Here is a 16988-nt window from a genome sequence, read left to right as displayed (position 1 = left end):
AAAAATGGGGAGGTTCCTCTTTTTTGTTGCTTTAAATCTCTTGTGCCGCAAGGCTTAGGAGTTATGAAATTAGTTCAGTTTACTATCTTATTTCTGATTTAATTTTGGATATTTCGTTTTTGGGTAATCACTTGATGGTGAATATGGACCAAAAATCACAGGATGACCTTTTGCAGTGAACACATATTGATATACAAGCTCGGGGTCTTCTCCTTTTAAATGGAAACTTTTAACATATGAGCCGCTTTTTTGCCAATCCCATGCATATTTTTCATCATAGACATCTTTATGTGGGATTCCTTGCTTTTCAATATAATCATCAATTTGTTTTTCGGCATATGCTTTTTTATTATAGTGAAGTGCTACAAACGTAAAAGTGACTAGTATTAATGCTATACATACGATTCCTAATATGCTCCATTTTTTCAAATCATTGACTCCTTATCTATCCTTGCGACATCTGTTATTAAAATGAGTAAGATTAGATTCGCAAAATAGAATTTAATCCTGCCTATTTTATTTCAGGTGCTGGATATTTCACTTTGACTTCGAACGCCGTGGATGTGTACGGGATAAAAACAATAGGCTTATCTTTTGCTATAAAACTGTACTGATACGTTATTCCAGAATCATCGTCTTTCACTTTGAATTGCTTGATATAATGTCCGCTATTTTCCCAGTCCCATGTAAAACTTTCATTATATATATTTTCTTTTGGGATTTTTTGCTTTTCTATATATTGTTCTATTTTTTCTACGGCTACTCTTTTTGTATTGTAGTGATTCATCATAATAAATGCAACAGTAGATAAGATAACCACAACAATACCTAACACTATTATTTTTTTCAACATATACCAGTCCTATCTATATACTCTATGTTCAGTAGGTCTATATTGCCAATTAATTGTTCGAATTAAACCGTACGGTCCCATAAAACCACTAATCGGCTTCATCAACGCAACATTTCCAGATCCAAAGTAATAAGCTTGAAAAACAAATTTTGAGCAATAGCTAGGGTTTTTTCTATAAATATGCGTATCTATTGCATAATCAATTTTTTCTGTTTTTTGTGTTGTTCCATATTTCGAAAAAAGATTACGGTCAGCATATTTAGCTAACTTCTTAGCTAACTTCTGATCTTTTAATCTATATGCTCTAATCCAGCCACTATTATAACTAGACATCCAAGAAGCCATTGTAAGTTGACGATTATTATTCTTATTGTCTCCTGTTTTCGATCCAGGCATATCTAATATATAGTTGTCGCTATTAGCAATAGCTGCATGTCCCGTAATTCCTTTCGACGATGTCGCATTAGTAATGAAAATGTCTCCAGCTTTCATCGTAAATCCATTCCAAGATGCTTTTAACTGTAATGTAATATCTTCCACTGCATCATTTGCAATAGGTGCTTGCCCATAGTTACTTCCAGCAAGCCATTCTTCTGTAGAAATATTATTTTCTATCGCTTCTTCATCAATACCATTCTGAAAAATCGGTAATATGCCTTTTTGATCAACTATAAACTGTTCATATGTTTTATTATTCTCATCCACAGCCCCCTCTTGTATAGCTTTCTCATACAATTCTCGAAAATCAATATCATCCGTCGATTGATTTTTCACTTGCTCCTCCAAAACAATTGGTGGTGTATTTTGATAAGCAATTGTTGCGCCATCCGCGTCATATGCTGTGACACGTAAATAATAATTAGGAACCTCTGGGAAACCTGGGTTGTTTAGCTGATAAACATCATTAGGAACTACAGAAAGATTTTCTCCCTTTCCATCTTGGTGTAAGCCTTTTTTACCTTGTGAAATCTCTGTTTTCGTTGGCCAAATTCCTTTACTTTCTGTACTCCAACTATAACTACTTCCAACATCATAAAGATGATACAGTTTACCGTCAAATACCCACACTTTGTATCCAACCGCACCTTCCACTGCTTCCCAAAATAAAGTTGTAGCCCCAGTGTTGGCATCATTTAATTTTGTTTGGACATCTGTGTAATATATCCCATCAAACGGCATCATTGGAGCAACAATATCCGAAACTGGGCCTTCCCCATCTTCATATATCGCCATAACACGTACAAAGTAGGTCAATCTCGTACTATAGTCTGTCTTTTTAGTAACAGCATAAGCCGTCTTATACGTACTTGAAGGATCAAGGGGCAGTTCGCTACCAAGTCCATCTGTATGTATGTTGTATTTACCATTTGATAGTTCTGATTTAGTAGGCCAGATATTTTTTCCTTTTGTTGACCAACTTAATGTACTTCCAACATCGATAAAGTCGTAGGTGTTACCATTAAATATACCCACTTTGTAACCAATCGCATCTGTAGCTTTTGGCCAACTAATGATAAGTTCCCCTTCACTACCCCCTAGTGATTCTGTGACTACAGCTGGCGATTTCATTTTCTCGTGTGTCGTCGATTGACTTTTCAATAACTTTTTGCCAAACTGTCCCTCTGGAGAATCTAAGAATTCTTCTCCCAGCGGTGATTGTATTCTTTCTTCTGATGTTCTTACTGCTGGTTTTGTAACCTCGTCTTCCGCCATAGCTGTATTGCTGGCGAGTGGACTTAACGCCAAAATCATTACTGTAAAAATTATTAGCCATTTTTTCATGGTGGTCTATCTCCCTTTTCTCTTCATATTGGTGAGGCTATCTATCGGTTCGCGACACCTGTTTCCAGTTTATCCATTTTTAACACTTGTTACAATAAATTTCTTGTGTTTTTTTGAGTATTATGAGCTAAACGGGTGTTTTTCGGTCATATGTATTGTTTTTAACAGGAAAATTCTACTTTGTTTTAATGCTACAAATCATCTCATTCGTTGCTATGACAGGATTCTGATGATTACTTCATTGCTCTAATTTCGATTTTCTCAGAAAAATTGTCACTGACTCGACATATTTTATGGAACGCGAAAAAACTAGCCCTATATCGCTTGCTAGGACTAGTTTCTCTATTATTTTATACACTTGCTACCATTTGCTCTTTCACATCAAACTTACCATTCTTCATCGTGATTTTTACGTCTGATACTTTAGCAATTTCCGGATCGTGTGTTACCATAATAACGCATTTCCCTTCCTTGTGCGCCAGGTCTTGAAATAGCGTCACAACTTCTTTACTCGTGCGTTCATCCAGATTCCCCGTTGGCTCATCTGCCACAATTAAGTCTGTTTCACAACATAGCGCGCGGGCAATGGAAACCCGTTGCTGTTGTCCACCACTCAATGTTAGGACTTTTTGCCGAGCCATTTTTTCGTCAATACCAACTTTCGCTAGCATATGGAGAGCGAATTGGCGCTTGTCTTGTTGATTTACGTGCGTGATTTCCATTGCGGTTGTCACGTTTTGGAGCGCAGTCATGTAGGTTAATAAGTTATAGCTTTGGAACACGATGGACACGTATTGGTTTCGGTATTTGTTTAGTCCGATTTTTTTCAAGGACAAACCTTTGTAAAAAATGTCACCGTCTTGTTGCGAATCGAGGCCGCCAGCCAATGACAGGAAGGTGGTTTTTCCCGATCCTGAGCTACCTACGACCGTATAGAAAACGCCTGTTGCAAAGTCATAGTTTATTTTATCCAAAATTGGATTATCGTTTTGCTTGTAGGCATAGCTTACGTCCTTGAATTCGAGAATTTTTGTCATAAAAGTCACGCTCCTATTCTTGTTTGGTTAAGATTGTTTTTGGATTCATGCGAAGTACTAGGATGGATGGGAGTAATACGGAAATGAAGGCAATGCCGACGCCGATTCCGCCCATTTTCAGCATGTCTTCAAGGCTTACTTGGATGTCGAGTGATTTGATTTCCGCTGTGTTTGCTGTTAGCGATGAGCCAAATCCTGGACCTCCGCCACCTGGGCCGCCACCGTTTCCGCCTGGTCCTCTTTGGTTGCTAGTCGATGATGTCGACTCGGAGGCAGTTGCGCTTTGTTGGGTTAACAGCTGATTTCCAACGACTTGCGCTACGTAATGACTGCTCACCGCGGCAATTCCGAACGATAGAATGGCTACTACTAAAATTTCAACGAGGAACTGGCCGACGAGTTTGGAACGTTTTTCACCAATGGCGAGTAAAACACCCATTTCATATTTACGTTCCCGAATTTGCATCATCACGAGTAGTCCTAAAATCAATGCGCCCGCAATCGATACGATATAGACAACATTTTTAGAAAAAGCCGCTACATTGTTGATTGGTCCGATCATTTGTTGGTAAGTCGCGTCATTGGCGTCTAATTTGAACGTGTCCCAATCAACGGCCGTTACTTTTTTCGCCGCTGTCTCGAAGGCACTGATGTTTGCTGCGTCATCCATGAAGTAAATCGCGGAATCGACCGTGTCTTTTGAATCGCTGCCTTTGATTGTGTTGGCAACGGTGTATGGTACGTAAATGGTGTTATATGGATTTAAGAACGAGAAGTTAGCTGCTGCGTCACTTCCTGAATCGGTTGACTCGTAGATACCTTTGATTGTTAGTTCGACCGTTGTTGCTTCGTCGCTCGATTGGATTTTGATTTTATCACCGACTTTGAGGTCATTTTCTTCGGCTAGTGTTTTTTCAATCATGACGACGTTTTTACCGACATCGCTTGCTGTGATTGCTTTTCCAGATGTGAGTTTATCAGTTCCAGCTTTGAATTTTGTTGCGGTTGCTGAATCAAGAACGCCTGACACGCTCAAGTCTGCCTGCACCATTTGTGGGCGGTTAGAATCACTGCTATCTCCACCTGGGCCTTGCTGTTCAGTCGTTGAAGTTGTGCTGGAATCGTCGGATTGAGATGTGTCGCTTGATGAGGCGATTGGCTCAAATCCTGATGCTAGCGCTTGTGTGTTGGAATAGAGATTGTAACCCGACACGTGGTCAAGTTCTGCTAATTTCTTCGCGGCTGCAACGGATACTGGTGTAGATTCGAACATCCGTCGCTCGGTTGTGCCGCTAGTTGATGAGGATTCCGTCGATTTTTGCTGCGCCTCCATCTGTTTTTCGCGGTCAACGCTTAGGGTGACGTCCCCACCAAGTTCTTGCCGTGCTAGTTCGCTTGCTTTATTTGCCGCGGATTGAATCGTGAATCCGGAAAGAATAAGTACGCATACGATTGTAAAAATAAATAATTGCAGGATTGTTCTTCCTTTTCTTGCTTTCATGCTGAGTAATGCTCGTTTGATAAAATTCATATCGTTTCCTCCATTTCGTCTTGCTCTTTCTATAGATTAGACGGAAGGTGTGAAAAAAATATGAACAAACTGTGAGCGGTGTTTTAAACTTTTGCGAAAAACATTATTTAGCTTGATTTCGTGGCGAATATAGTCTAATTTTAAGGGAGAGCTTTAATGAGAGAGAGGCAAAAATGATGAAATTATTAATGATTGAAGATAACGTCAGTGTTTGTACGATGATCGAGATGTTTTTTATGAAGGAAAAGATAGACGCCACGTTTGTGCATGATGGTTTGGAAGGTTTTGAGACATTTGGTAAGGAAGACTGGGATATCGTGATTATCGATTTGATGTTGCCGGGGATGGATGGGATGACGATTTGTCATAAAATCCGCGAGACGAGCGATGTGCCGATTATTATTTTGACGGCGAAAGAATCGGAGTCAGATCAGGTGTTGGGTCTTGAGATTGGTGCGGATGATTATGTGACGAAACCGTTTAGCCCGCTGACGTTGATGGCACGGATTAAAGCTGTGACGCGTCGTAAAGGTCAAGCTGTGGACACGACGGCAAAACCTGCGGACGACGACATTTTAGAAACGAAGTATTTCAAAATCAGCAAAAAGACGCGGGAAATGTATTTTGAGGGGCGGTTACTTGAGGCTTTGACACCGAAGGAATTTGATTTGTTGTACTTTTTGATGCAGCATCCACGCCAAGTTTTCTCGCGGGAGCAGTTGTTAGAACAGGTTTGGGGTTACCAATTTTATGGAGATGAGCGTACGGTGGACGTGCACATTAAACGATTGCGGCAGAAAATCGCGACCGAGGAGCACCCTTTTCTTCATACGATATGGGGCGTCGGCTACAAATTCGATGAAACGGAATGATTCGCATGAAATTTAAATACTTTTATCAGCTTTTTTTGACACAGTTTATTATTTTGTTTATCGCCTGTTTGATGATTGGCCTGCTGATTTCGCATTTTATGAAGGATTATTTGTATCAGACGCAAGTTTCGGATTTGACGGCGTATGGGGAAGAAATCGCGAAAGATGTGCAGAATATGTCGGACCGGGAAACGGGAAGTCCGATTTTGCAGACGTATCAGCAAATTTTAGGCGTGAAAAACATCCATTATGTGATTTTCGATGATACCGCCGCGATTGTATATCCGCAAACGAACCGTCCGCTTCCGCCTGATTTCCATTTAAAAACTGATGAATGGAAGGAATTGCAAGAAGGCAAGACGGTTTCGACGTTGATGGATACACGATTCAGTGATCAATTGACGCGCGTGAGTATTCCGATTGAGAAGGACGGCGAATTTGCCGGTGGAATCATGCTTACATCGCCAATTAGCGGCACCGAGAAAGTCATCGGGAAAATTAATTGGTACGTTTTTTACACGATTCTCATTTCGATTACGATTGCTCTAATTTTGAGCGCGATTATCGCAAAACTACAAGTAAACCGCTTCCGCAAGCTAAGTTCGGCGACGAAAGAAGTGATTAAAGGCAATTATAGCGTGCGTTTGAAGGAGAGTTCGATCGATGAGATTGGTGCGCTGGCCGGTGATTTTAACAAGATGACGCAGACGCTGGAAGAATCCGCGATTGAGATTGAGCGCCAAGAAAAGCGCCGCCGCCAGTTTATCGCCGATGTTTCCCATGAAATGCGGACGCCACTCACGACGATTAGCGGTTTGACGGAAGGTTTGGTCAACGATATTATTCCAAAAAGTGAGACGGATCGCTGTATTGCATTGATTGATACAGAGGCACGGCGCTTGGCTCGGCTTGTGAATGAGAATCTCGATTATGAACGCATTCGTTCGAATCAGATTCAGCTGCATAAAACGACTTTCGCCGCACATGAATTTTTGGATATTATCAAAGATCAGCTACAATTGACTGCCGAAAATAGAGGCGACCAGATTATTGTGAACACCCGAGATTCCGTCCAAATTTTTGCAGACTACGACCGATTGATGCAAGTTTTCATCAATATCGTGAAAAACAGCATCCAGTTTACCGAAAACGGCACGATTACCCTTTCGGCGAGGCAGGAATATAAAGAAACGATTTTCGAGATTAGCGACACAGGAATTGGCATGGATGAATCCGAAGTCGAGCAGATTTGGGATCGCTTCTATAAAGCCGACATGTCACGGACGAGCACAAAGTTCGGCGAATCCGGCATTGGGCTGTCGATCGTGAAGCAGTTGATTAGCTATCATGATGGTGAAGTCAGCGTGCATAGCATGGCTGGTGAGGGAACTACATTTACGATTAAATTGCCATTTTTTGTGGATAATGAATAATAGAAAGTGTCAACTACTAGATTCCACCACTCAAATTTTAGCCGCTGCAACCCATGTGTTCATGTAGACTCGTCACCTGCTCATATTTTTTAATACAATATGGAGTTATGGAATTTAAACCAAAGCGTACTATACAAAAGGAGAGGAATAATGCTAACTAATATATATCATTTTTATAAAAAGAAGGATTTAATTTATATAAAAAAATTTAAAGAATTCAATAAAGTTTATAAAACTAAACGGATTAAATGTTGGTTTATAATCACTCTTGCAGTAATTTTCTATATTTCAATCACTTATCTTTCGATGATATACCCAAAATATGATAATTTCTTGATGAACGCTTCCAAAATTTCACTAGGAATTGTAGCTACAATTCCTTTAATATTGCATCATAAAAACCTGCATACAATGACTAGACGGTCATTTAACTTTGAACATTCCCGTGATTATCAAATTAATCGACTTAAACAATATCTCTCTGAGCAAAAATATTATTCTCGTGATGGTATATTTATACTCAAGAATGAAATTGAATCACACAAGCAAGCAAATCCTTTGAGTAATTTGATATGGCCTTTTTCGGTACTTGCTGCAGTATTCCTCCCATGGTGGAATAACTATTCAGGTTATATGATAAATAATAAAAATATATCTGGCTCACTCTTACTAGGGTTAATTATTTTAATCATAAGTATTTATTTCAGACCGATTCTAACAAATTTATTAATGTTCGTGAGTGATAATTCGTATAAACCAAAATTAAAGTTGATACCATATTTAGATGATATAGTACTTGAATATGAAATAAAAAATGGCGTTGTGCTAGCTAATACTCTTGTAGCTCCTCAAAATAATAAACCATAATGCACCATCTTTTTATTTCTTAATTACATTCTTTTCTTGGTAAATCAAAATTTAATATTTGATTGCCCAATACAGATAAACTACCAAGTATCCTAACCCTCACAAGTTCAATGCATTCATATATAACCTAAACGATCTGGGAACAAATTCTTGCTGACATAGAGTTTGTTCCCAAACCGTTTCAGGATTGCTATTTCATAATCAAACGTTCATTCTAAAAATTTAGCCCTCATTAGTTACCGATCTTCTAGCCTGAATTCAACTATCTACTTTATCGCGATGTATATCGAACTATCCGTTGCTTCTTAGTGACAAACGATTTTAATACTATTTTCCCTTGCTAGATTTCTTTTTATAGTTATCAATCAGTTCGATACCACTTACATTAGTTGATTTAGGTAACATGTTTAATTTCTCATATTCCCAAATAGTTACGCGATCAACATAATCATAGCCATCTTTCTCTAAATCTTCATAGCTGTATTGGATGTTAAATTTGCCCTTTGAATTTAAAGTGAAGTTTAGACTTTTCCATGATTCTTGTTTGTTTACAATAAATTCATTCCAAAGTTTTCTTAATAGATCACTTAAATTGCTCAAACCGTTATCTACGTCTACACCTTCTATATCCTCAATATCCAAGCTATATATCGGTGTAGTTTTACCCATGGGATAATAGTAAAAGAAAGTTGCGTCACTATGTTCTTCTACCTCTGAATATAATAGAACCTCACTCCATTGCTCTGGAATTATCAAATTGATTTCTGTCGCTATTTCTTGATATAATTCTTCCATCCTTGTTGTATCCACTTTACTGTCCCCCAAACTCATTTGGTAGCCTCCTTACATATTTTTACCGGCAATGGTGTATCTTAAATCAAATCTTATTTTTTGTAAACACTAGACTTCATTTCAATTATTGACTATACTATTAAGTTTAATTGTATGTTTCATCATCATACTCCTGAATTTGTTTTTCAATCAAATTATCTCTTTCAATTAAATTTTTTATAACCTTGGAGCTAATAATTCGAGTTGATTTTTGAGTCTTTTGTACAATCTCTAGTTTCACACCTAATGCTTCTATCTTATTTATCGATTCCAGCAAGCTGACAAGTTTATCGGGTTCATTTATATAATAACAATCTAGTATTGGTAAATTATCAATTATTTTGGTTTTTATTTCACTTATAGATTCTCTAGTATATTTTCTTATTATCGGTATACATTTATTGACTTCTTCATATTCATTCAGTGTAACTTCAATTTTATTTTTATCCATATCATAATCATCCTTTTTCTCAAAAATCTTTTATTATAATAATTGGCTCTCCTGGCAAACTATTCTTCCAATTCCCTCCATGCCAACCATATAAATGTTCGTTAAATGTAGCTGGATAAATTATTTCTCCCTTGTCTGCCAAATGTGGGTATTTAGATGCACTAAAACTATGATGTCCTGCAATCGATTTGCCATCAAATTTAGGTACTTTCCCCATTAATATGTCCTCCATTTGGTTATCACTCCAATTTCTAGTAGTAAACTCACCATTTGTAATTCTATCAGCTTCCATATCCCAAAACTCTGTAACCCCGGCTTTTCGCTTCTTGGCAAACTTTTTATTCCAATTATACTCTACATACTCCTGTTTAGTTATGGTACGGTTATCCACCTTCTGTCTTAATTCCTGCATTTTCTTAGAACTTAGTTGTTTTATCTGAGTGGGATGTTCTCTTAAATCTAGCCCATTCACTCTTTCTGATATGATCTCTTTAGCATTTTTAGAAGTATTGCTAAAGTCCCTTATTTCTAGCTCTTTTTGAATCTTAGCTAGATTACTTTTTGGAATTTTAATACCTCTTCCCTTCATTGCAATTCCACCAAGTAATACCGCAGATATAATTGAGAAGCTTTGCGCTTTCGTGATTTCTTCTCCTGTTAGAAGGTTATACCCATCCATTGCAGCTAACATATTTGCTGTATCGAAATCTATATCTGGATCTCCATTCCCAATTTTAATTGTACCATCTTTTAAACCATCATTATAGGCAATGCTTGCTTCTGCGGTTTCGCGATTCGTGATGCCATTTTTACTTAAGACCCAAAAGCTACCTTCCAACGTCTTCGTATAGTCATCGAAATCATACGTTTTCTTCGGCTTCTTCTCTGGTACTAAATGGTTCAGCCAGCCCAGTTGCATTTTGCTGGAATCGTACGTATGTGTCGTGCCATTGAATGCTTTTCCAGCTAGGATTTCATTCACACCCGTCTTGACTTGATACATCCGCGATAAAACATCATGCATCACATTCGTATGACTATGTTCAAAATCCAGATACCGTTCTAAAATCTTGATTTCTTCTTTGATTTGCATCATCGACGTTTCCAGTCCCAGCTTCATGCCTATCTGTTGCCCCAGGTTCAAGTTCCCCGTCATCGAATCCATCGCATACGTAAAGTCATCCAACAAGTTCTCTGACCGCCTAATTTCGGCATACAACGCTTCCAATTTATCCGAATCCAATCGCGAGTCAAACGCATCATCTACCTGCGATTCAAAATCCTGCACATACTTCTTCAAAATCCGGTCTGCCTCGCTCAAACACTCGATGGTCGTGTCTACGATGGGATAGTGCACCGTTTCATAATAGCTTTTCGCGCTATCGACAAACTCACCTTGGATTTCACCATCCGCCACTAATTTCGCGACGGCTTTTCGATAATCGCCCAGTGCATCCCGTAATCGCTCGCTTTCTCGTAAAAATTGCCCCACGAAATAGCGTACTTCTCCAATTTCAATCCGTGGCATGCGCATCAGCCTCCTTCGATGCAAATTGCGCTCGTTGGTTCGCTCGACGTGATTCCTGTATCGCATCATCCACGGCGTACATCTGTTTTTTCCGCTTCTGCCATTCTTCCACCATCGTTTCTTCGACCAGTCCTAATCGCTGCCGCGACCGGTTCCCCTGCCACGCGTCCTGAAAAGTATGCAAAACATTCTCTTGCGCCCGTTTCGCTTTTGAAAATAGCTGCTCCAACTCTTCAAACTGCGCTCTTTCTTGATTTGTTCTTTCCAAGCATCTTCTTCCCGTTGTCTTGGTTGCATTGCTATGTATCCCCCTTATCTATTTTTTACTTCCCACCCATTCGATTCCTTTGTGTAGCATATCCCCTAACGCTTTTTCTGAGGCAACAAATGCCTTCTCCACATTCTTCAAATTGGCTGTATCTTTTTGAAACGCAGCGGGAGTGGATGCCGTCATTTGCGCAAATTCCATCGCGCCTTCTACCAATTGTCGCGCGCTACCAGTGGAATACGAAACGCTTGGCTTAGGCTGTAATTTCAACATATTTGTTGTCGCTTGAATCGCACTCGCATGTTCGGCTAATCGACCGCTTGGTAATTGTATTTTTTTCGCCATTACTTCCCCTCCATATCTCTTTAATATCTTAAAGTATTATATCATAAATTATGCATAAAAACGCCAAAAATAGCAAAAACGCCTCACCTATTTTCAGGTAAGACGTAAACTTGGCTTCACACAAACGCTTGCCGCCGATTTACTCCGCATATCCAACTATCCCCGCATAAACTGATACGGCGTGATATCATCCATCCCAATCATCGGATTAATATGCATCCAGTTCTCCTCCGTCAACAACTTCCGATTACTCACCGTCGCAAGCATATCTTCCTCACTCAGCAACCGTTCATAAAGCGTCGTATTCCGCTTCTCCTCATCAATCCGCTCGACACCCCTCCGAAACGCGTCCTCTTCCCCGCAAATAATCAGAAACTGCTTGCTCCGAGTCACCGCCGTATACAAAATATCGCGCCGCAACATCCGGTAATAACTCCGCACCACCGGCATAATCACAATCGGAAACTCGCTGCCCTGCGCTTTATGAATCGAACAACAATACGCATGCGTCAACTGGCCAAATTCCTGCCGAAAATACTCGACCTCCGTCTGGTCAAACTGTACCACAAGCATATCCTGTTTCTCCGTATTTTCCTTCGCATAAATAATCGAGACAATCTCGCCAAAATCGCCATTAAAAACGTTCTTCTCCGGCTGATTCACAAGTTGTAATACCCGATCTCCAATCCGAAACACGATATCGCCAAACTTCACTTCTTTACGCTTACCATCCGGATTCGCATTGAAAATCTCCTGCATTTTGCGATTTAAAATATCAATTCCCGCAGGTCCACGATACATCGGCGCCAAAACTTGAATATCCTTCGCACGAAAACCTTTTTTCTTCGCGTTTTCCACGACCTTCTCCACGACTTCCGCAATCTGATTCACCGTACAATGGAAAAACGACCGATCCGTGCTGTTTTTCGTAAACGTCGCTGGTAAAAATCCTTGCCGAATATCATGCGCCAACTCAATAATCGACGACCCGTCTTCCTGCCGATAAATATCCGTCAACTCCACCGTCGGAATCTCGTTCGACCGCAACATATCCTTTAAAACTTGGCCCGGCCCAACAGACGGCAACTGATCCTGGTCTCCCACTAAAATCACTTGCATGTGCGCTGGCAAAGCTCGAAACAGCTGATTCGCAAGCCAAATATCGACCATCGACATCTCATCAATAATCAACAATTCCCCTTCAATCGAACGCTCATTATCATCGTCCAACTGCTCCTGCCCGTTCATCCCCAACAAGCGGTGAATCGTCATCGCAGGCAATCCCGTCGATTCCGTCATCCGTTTCGCCGCACGTCCCGTCGGAGCCGCCAGCAAAATCGGCAATTTCTGCCCGTCCTTATACGACATCGGATCCAAATTCACACCATTTAATTCCGCGTAAAGTTCCACAATCCCCTTAATAACCGTCGTTTTCCCCGTACCAGGTCCACCAGTCAGAATCAGCATCGGCGACATCAACGCCTGCTCAAGAGCCAATTTCTGCGTCTCCCCATAAGAAACACCAATCCGGTCCTCCAACTCACCAAGCGCGATATAAAACTCCGATTTCGGAAATAGTTCCTCGTATTCCTTTTGCCGCATCATCCGTTTCACATGCGCCGCAAATCCAGCCTCCGCAAAATAAAGCGATGGCACGTACACCCGCGTGTTCTCCGTCATCACCTTCTGATCTTCCTCAAGCGCCAACAACTGCTTCGTCAACTGCTCCTGCTCAATCCGAATCGGCTCACTATTCTCAAGAAGCTGCGTCACCGTCTCCAGCAACACTTCCCGCTCCATAAAAACGTTCCCTTGTTGCAACGACTCCTGCTCCAACATGTACAAAATCGCCGCCTGCAACCGCGAATAATGATTCCCACCAAGTCCAAGCTTACGCCCCAACTCATCCGCACGGTTAAACCCAATCCCCTTCACGTCCTCAATCAACTTATAAGGATTGCCCTCCAGCACATTCAGCGTATCCTGCTTATACGCCTGAAAAATTTTCATCGAGAGCTGCGGACCAAATCCATACTCATTCAAACTCACCATAATATGTTCCAAACCTTGATTCTCACGCAACGATTCCAACAAACTTTCCGCTGTCGCAAGCGGCAAACGTGGCACCTCTTGAAGCAGCGACGGGTCCGACAAAATCCGACTTATCGCGTCCTCACCCAGCGTCTCCACCACACGTTCCGCCGTCTTTTTCCCAATGCCCTTAAAAAGTTCCCCGGATAAATACTGCACTAAACCCTGCTTCGTCTGCGGCATCTCTTTTTTGAACCGATCCGCTTTAAACTGTTGTCCAAACTTGGCATGATCCATCAATTTCCCGTGAAATATGTACACCTCTTGCTCATGAAGGGCAGGAAAAAAACCCGTCACAACAATGTCCTTCTCGTCCCACGTCGTATTCGTGTCTTGCACCTGAATCCGCACCACAGAAAACAAGTTCTCACTATTGTGAAAAATCGTCGACATCACGGTTCCCTTCATGTATAATTCCTCGTTCTCACCGAGCAATCCCAACGTTTCTTGCGTGTCCATTTTCCCACCTCCTCGTCTTTTATGCCGTTTTTTATTCGCCGCTCGCTTCTAAATCTTGAATCGCCGCAAGCGCATTCGCCGCCAATTCATGATTCTCATCACTTGCCACAGCCTTTTCAAAATATGTTTTTCCAATCACTAGATCGCCTTGCCAAGCCAAGTACGCCGCACCAATATTGTAAAACGCATCTGCATCATCTGGTTTCAGCATCAACACACGCTCCAGCGCTCCAATTGCCTCTTCAAACATGTCCGATTTCGCGAGTGCAATCCCGTACTGGAACGCCGCCTCCACGTCATCCGGCGCCAATTCCACCGAACGAAGCAAATATGGAATCGCCAACAAATTCTCATCCATTTGCGCAAAACTCATCCCAATCATGAAATAAACATCCGCCGAATCAAGCCCGTTCGCAATCGCCTTCTCAAATTGCTTCGCCGCGTCTTGGTAACGCTCCAACACATAATACAGATTTCCTAAACTATAATAAGCCGCTGAAGCCTTGCTATCAAGCTCAATCCCACGCTCAAAAAAGCGCTCCGCCCGCTCAAAATCATCCATCGAAAGCAACACATTTCCGAAATTAATAAAGCCTACCGGATCATTTGGATGTTCCTCAATGACCTCCGTAAAAAGACGTACCGCTGTCTCTAAATCATTTTTTTGCATCGCTTCAATACCTTGTGCATTTTTATCCATCATGTCCTTATCCTCCTATTTTACCGCAACAGCGAGCCAAGTTTTCAGTGCCGTCACCGTTTCCTTTGTCTGTTCTTCCACACTAATCGTGGCATCATTATCACCATTCTGCTTTCCGTAAGCGCCAAATTGTGCGTGATTCCCACCTTTAATTGATACAAAAGTCGTGTTCTCAGGCAAGTATTTCTTGTCTTTTTCGTATGTATCCCAATTTAGCACACCATCCTTTGTTGCCGTAATTGACAACGCCGAAAATGGAGCTTTTGCAAGCGTTCCCTTCTCATCCGCATAACTCGCTAAAAAGAAAATACCGTCCAAATCATCCATATTTTCGTGAGCAAAGCGCGCTGCCATCGCACCACCAAGTGAATGTCCACCAATTACAAAATGCTCGTCCTCATGACTATCAATAATATCAGCAGCCTTATTTTGCCCAAAAACAGCCAAATCGAGCGGCATTTCCGCAATATAAACTTTATATCCAGCATTCGCCAATCCTTTTGCCATCGGAGCATAACTCAGCGCATCAATAAAAGCGCCTGGATAAAAAATCACACTTTCCTTCACATCCTGGTTCATCGGTGTGAACATCAGAAAACCGCTATCATCCACGACATCCACTTTTTTCGTCGAATTCCCAGCCTCTTCCGCAAACTGACTCGGTGACGTGTTAAAGTAAAAATAAGCGCCCCCAACAATCAAAATCAGCACGGCTAACACAATCCATAACGTTTTTTTCATGCGAATCCTCTTCTCATCATTTATCAAAAAAAGAGTTCAGGAAATCATCCCATCCCAAACCCTTCTTCATGCGAATTATCCTACATATTGCAACTGTGCATCTTGCTTATAAATCTCGTCAATCGTTCCGCCGCCTAAGCAAACATCCCCATCATAAAGAACGAGCGCTTGGCCTGGCGTCACCGCACGAGCTGGCTCATCAAACACCACATGTGCTTTATTTCCATCCAACAAATGCACGGTCACACCAACATCTTCTTGGCGATAACGGAATTTCGCCGTACAATGGAAAACCGCGTCAACAGGACGATCCGATACAAAGCTCATATCCGTTGCTACAAGCGAATCCGAATACAGACTATCGTGATGGAAACCTTGCTCCACGAACAAGACATTATTCGCCAAATCCTTCCCAACAACAAACCACGGATCGCCGTCGCCACCAATGCCTAAGCCATGACGCTGCCCAATCGTATGGTACATCAACCCATCATGCTTGCCCATCACTTTGCCATCAAGCGTCTTCATATCACCAGGTTGCGCTGGCAAATACTCACTCAAAAATTGCTTGAAATTGCGTTCTCCGATAAAACAAATTCCCGTGCTATCCTTCTTGCCAGCCGTCGCAAGCCCTGCTTCTTCCGCAATCCGGCGCACTTCCGGTTTTTCCATCCCACCAAGCGGGAACATCACCTTCTGAATTTGCGCTTGCGATAATTGGTTCAAAAAGTACGTCTGATCCTTATTCCGATCCACGCCACGCAACATTTTAACCTCATTATCAATCGTTTCCACACGCGCATAATGCCCCGTTGCCACAAAATCAGCACCTAGGCTCTCCGCATGTTCCAAAAACGCCTTAAACTTAATTTCCTTATTACACATTACGTCCGGGTTCGGCGTCCGCCCCAATTTATACTCATCCAAGAAATACGTAAACACCTTGTCCCAATATTCCTTTTCAAAATTAACAGCATAATATGGAATGCCAATCTGATTCGCGACACGAATAACATCCTCATAATCCTCTGTCGCCGTACACATACCAAATTCATCCGTATCATCCCAGTTTTTCATAAAGATTCCGATAACATCATAGCCTTGCTCTTTCAGCAAATGAGCCGTTACCGACGAGTCCACGCCGCCAGACATACCAACAACTACCCGCGTCTTACTATTATCCATTTTAACTACTCCTC

17 protein-coding genes are annotated in these 16988 nt (G+C 41.3%); 3 read left to right on the top strand and 14 right to left on the bottom strand.

What is annotated here, in order from left to right:
• Nucleotides 1-87: 87 nt before the first annotated feature.
• From HCJ66_RS08140 to HCJ66_RS08120, 5 genes are all read right to left on the bottom strand, one after another.
• A complete protein-coding gene (locus HCJ66_RS08140) occupies nt 88-429 on the bottom strand; it encodes a DUF3139 domain-containing protein (RefSeq protein WP_187132670.1) in 342 nt (113 codons plus the stop codon).
• Between the two features lie 82 nt (nt 430-511).
• Nucleotides 512-853, bottom strand: a complete 342-nt coding sequence (locus HCJ66_RS08135; protein ID WP_187132669.1) for a DUF3139 domain-containing protein — start codon at nt 851-853, stop codon at nt 512-514.
• A 9-nt stretch (nt 854-862) separates the two neighbouring features.
• Nucleotides 863-2635 (bottom strand): C40 family peptidase, encoded by a 1773-nt coding sequence (locus HCJ66_RS16120; protein ID WP_246438608.1) that lies wholly within the window; start codon nt 2633-2635, stop codon nt 863-865.
• 350 nt (nt 2636-2985) lie between these two features.
• Entirely contained in the window at nt 2986-3672 is a 687-nt protein-coding gene (locus HCJ66_RS08125) for an ABC transporter ATP-binding protein (protein WP_187132668.1), read from the bottom strand.
• Between the two features lie 13 nt (nt 3673-3685).
• Nucleotides 3686-5203, bottom strand: a complete 1518-nt coding sequence (locus HCJ66_RS08120) for an ABC transporter permease (protein ID WP_187132667.1) — start codon at nt 5201-5203, stop codon at nt 3686-3688.
• Between the two features lie 176 nt (nt 5204-5379).
• Here HCJ66_RS08120 and pieR point away from each other — a divergent pair, with 176 nt between their 5' ends.
• The 3 genes from pieR to HCJ66_RS08105 all read left to right on the top strand — a co-directional run bounded on the left by pieR (nt 5380) and on the right by HCJ66_RS08105 (nt 8375).
• Entirely contained in the window at nt 5380-6075 is a 696-nt protein-coding gene (gene pieR, locus HCJ66_RS08115; RefSeq protein WP_187132675.1) for a two component system response regulator PieR, read from the top strand.
• Nucleotides 6072-7508, top strand: coding sequence for a two component system sensor histidine kinase PieS (pieS, locus tag HCJ66_RS08110; protein ID WP_187132666.1), 1437 nt, complete (start codon nt 6072-6074; stop codon nt 7506-7508). Before pieR ends, pieS begins: the two co-directional genes overlap by 4 nt.
• A 150-nt stretch (nt 7509-7658) precedes the next feature.
• Nucleotides 7659-8375, top strand: coding sequence for a hypothetical protein (locus HCJ66_RS08105; protein WP_187132665.1), 717 nt, complete (start codon nt 7659-7661; stop codon nt 8373-8375).
• Nucleotides 8376-8702: 327 nt separating this feature from the next.
• Here HCJ66_RS08105 and HCJ66_RS08100 read toward each other — a convergent pair whose 3' ends face one another.
• The 9 genes from HCJ66_RS08100 to mnmA form a co-directional block, all read right to left on the bottom strand.
• Complete coding sequence (locus HCJ66_RS08100; protein ID WP_222717442.1) at nt 8703-9206, bottom strand: immunity protein YezG family protein; 504 nt, start codon at nt 9204-9206, stop codon at nt 8703-8705.
• 106 nt (nt 9207-9312) lie between these two features.
• The gene (locus HCJ66_RS08095) at nt 9313-9657 is read right to left on the bottom strand and encodes a hypothetical protein (protein ID WP_187132664.1); all 345 of its coding nucleotides are present in this window, start codon (nt 9655-9657) and stop codon (nt 9313-9315) included.
• 19 nt (nt 9658-9676) lie between these two features.
• A complete protein-coding gene (locus HCJ66_RS08090; protein WP_246438607.1) occupies nt 9677-11185 on the bottom strand; it encodes a T7SS effector LXG polymorphic toxin in 1509 nt (502 codons plus the stop codon).
• Nucleotides 11172-11453, bottom strand: coding sequence for a hypothetical protein (locus HCJ66_RS08085; protein ID WP_187132663.1), 282 nt, complete (start codon nt 11451-11453; stop codon nt 11172-11174). The genes HCJ66_RS08090 and HCJ66_RS08085 overlap by 14 nt, the downstream gene beginning before the upstream one ends.
• 48 nt (nt 11454-11501) lie before the next feature.
• Nucleotides 11502-11798 (bottom strand): hypothetical protein, encoded by a 297-nt coding sequence (locus tag HCJ66_RS08080; RefSeq protein ID WP_187132662.1) that lies wholly within the window; start codon nt 11796-11798, stop codon nt 11502-11504.
• A gap of 156 nt (nt 11799-11954) precedes the next feature.
• A complete protein-coding gene (gene recD2 / locus HCJ66_RS08075) occupies nt 11955-14348 on the bottom strand; it encodes an SF1B family DNA helicase RecD2 (protein WP_187132661.1) in 2394 nt (797 codons plus the stop codon).
• Between the two features lie 31 nt (nt 14349-14379).
• Nucleotides 14380-15048: a tetratricopeptide repeat protein gene (locus tag HCJ66_RS08070; RefSeq protein ID WP_181675636.1), complete on the bottom strand. Its 669-nt coding sequence runs from the start codon at nt 15046-15048 to the stop codon at nt 14380-14382.
• A 15-nt stretch (nt 15049-15063) separates the two neighbouring features.
• On the bottom strand, nt 15064-15789 hold the full coding sequence (locus HCJ66_RS08065) for an alpha/beta hydrolase (protein WP_187132660.1): 726 nt from the start codon (nt 15787-15789) through the stop codon (nt 15064-15066).
• A 75-nt stretch (nt 15790-15864) separates the two neighbouring features.
• Nucleotides 15865-16974, bottom strand: a complete 1110-nt coding sequence (gene mnmA / locus HCJ66_RS08060; protein ID WP_187132659.1) for a tRNA 2-thiouridine(34) synthase MnmA — start codon at nt 16972-16974, stop codon at nt 15865-15867.
• Nucleotides 16975-16988 lie beyond the last annotated feature (14 nt).

The sequence above is a fragment of the Paenilisteria portnoyi genome (assembly GCF_014322795.1).
Taxonomy (GTDB): domain Bacteria; phylum Bacillota; class Bacilli; order Lactobacillales; family Listeriaceae; genus Listeria_A; species Listeria_A portnoyi.
Note: the sequence above shows the minus strand (reverse complement) of the source record. Positions and strands in the feature narration are given on the sequence as shown.

Bases quoted from the DNA above. Each gene is read 5' to 3' on its own strand.
- HCJ66_RS08135 (WP_187132669.1), bottom strand. From the start codon at position 853: ATGTTGAAAAAAATAATAGTGTTAGGTATTGTTGTGGTTATCTTATCT.
- HCJ66_RS16120 (WP_246438608.1), bottom strand. From the start codon at position 2,635: ATGAAAAAATGGCTAATAATTTTTACAGTAATGATTTTGGCGTTAAGT.
- HCJ66_RS08125 (WP_187132668.1), bottom strand. From the start codon at position 3,672: ATGACAAAAATTCTCGAATTCAAGGACGTAAGCTATGCCTACAAGCAA.
- HCJ66_RS08120 (WP_187132667.1), bottom strand. From the start codon at position 5,203: ATGAATTTTATCAAACGAGCATTACTCAGCATGAAAGCAAGAAAAGGA.
- pieR (WP_187132675.1), top strand. From the start codon at position 5,380: ATGAAATTATTAATGATTGAAGATAACGTCAGTGTTTGTACGATGATC.
- pieS (WP_187132666.1), top strand. From the start codon at position 6,072: ATGATTCGCATGAAATTTAAATACTTTTATCAGCTTTTTTTGACACAG.
- HCJ66_RS08105 (WP_187132665.1), top strand. From the start codon at position 7,659: ATGCTAACTAATATATATCATTTTTATAAAAAGAAGGATTTAATTTAT.
- HCJ66_RS08100 (WP_222717442.1), bottom strand. From the start codon at position 9,206: ATGAGTTTGGGGGACAGTAAAGTGGATACAACAAGGATGGAAGAATTA.
- HCJ66_RS08095 (WP_187132664.1), bottom strand. From the start codon at position 9,657: ATGGATAAAAATAAAATTGAAGTTACACTGAATGAATATGAAGAAGTC.
- HCJ66_RS08090 (WP_246438607.1), bottom strand. From the start codon at position 11,185: ATGCCACGGATTGAAATTGGAGAAGTACGCTATTTCGTGGGGCAATTT.
- HCJ66_RS08080 (WP_187132662.1), bottom strand. From the start codon at position 11,798: ATGGCGAAAAAAATACAATTACCAAGCGGTCGATTAGCCGAACATGCG.
- recD2 (WP_187132661.1), bottom strand. From the start codon at position 14,348: ATGGACACGCAAGAAACGTTGGGATTGCTCGGTGAGAACGAGGAATTA.
- HCJ66_RS08070 (WP_181675636.1), bottom strand. From the start codon at position 15,048: ATGGATAAAAATGCACAAGGTATTGAAGCGATGCAAAAAAATGATTTA.
- HCJ66_RS08065 (WP_187132660.1), bottom strand. From the start codon at position 15,789: ATGAAAAAAACGTTATGGATTGTGTTAGCCGTGCTGATTTTGATTGTT.
- mnmA (WP_187132659.1), bottom strand. From the start codon at position 16,974: ATGGATAATAGTAAGACGCGGGTAGTTGTTGGTATGTCTGGCGGCGTG.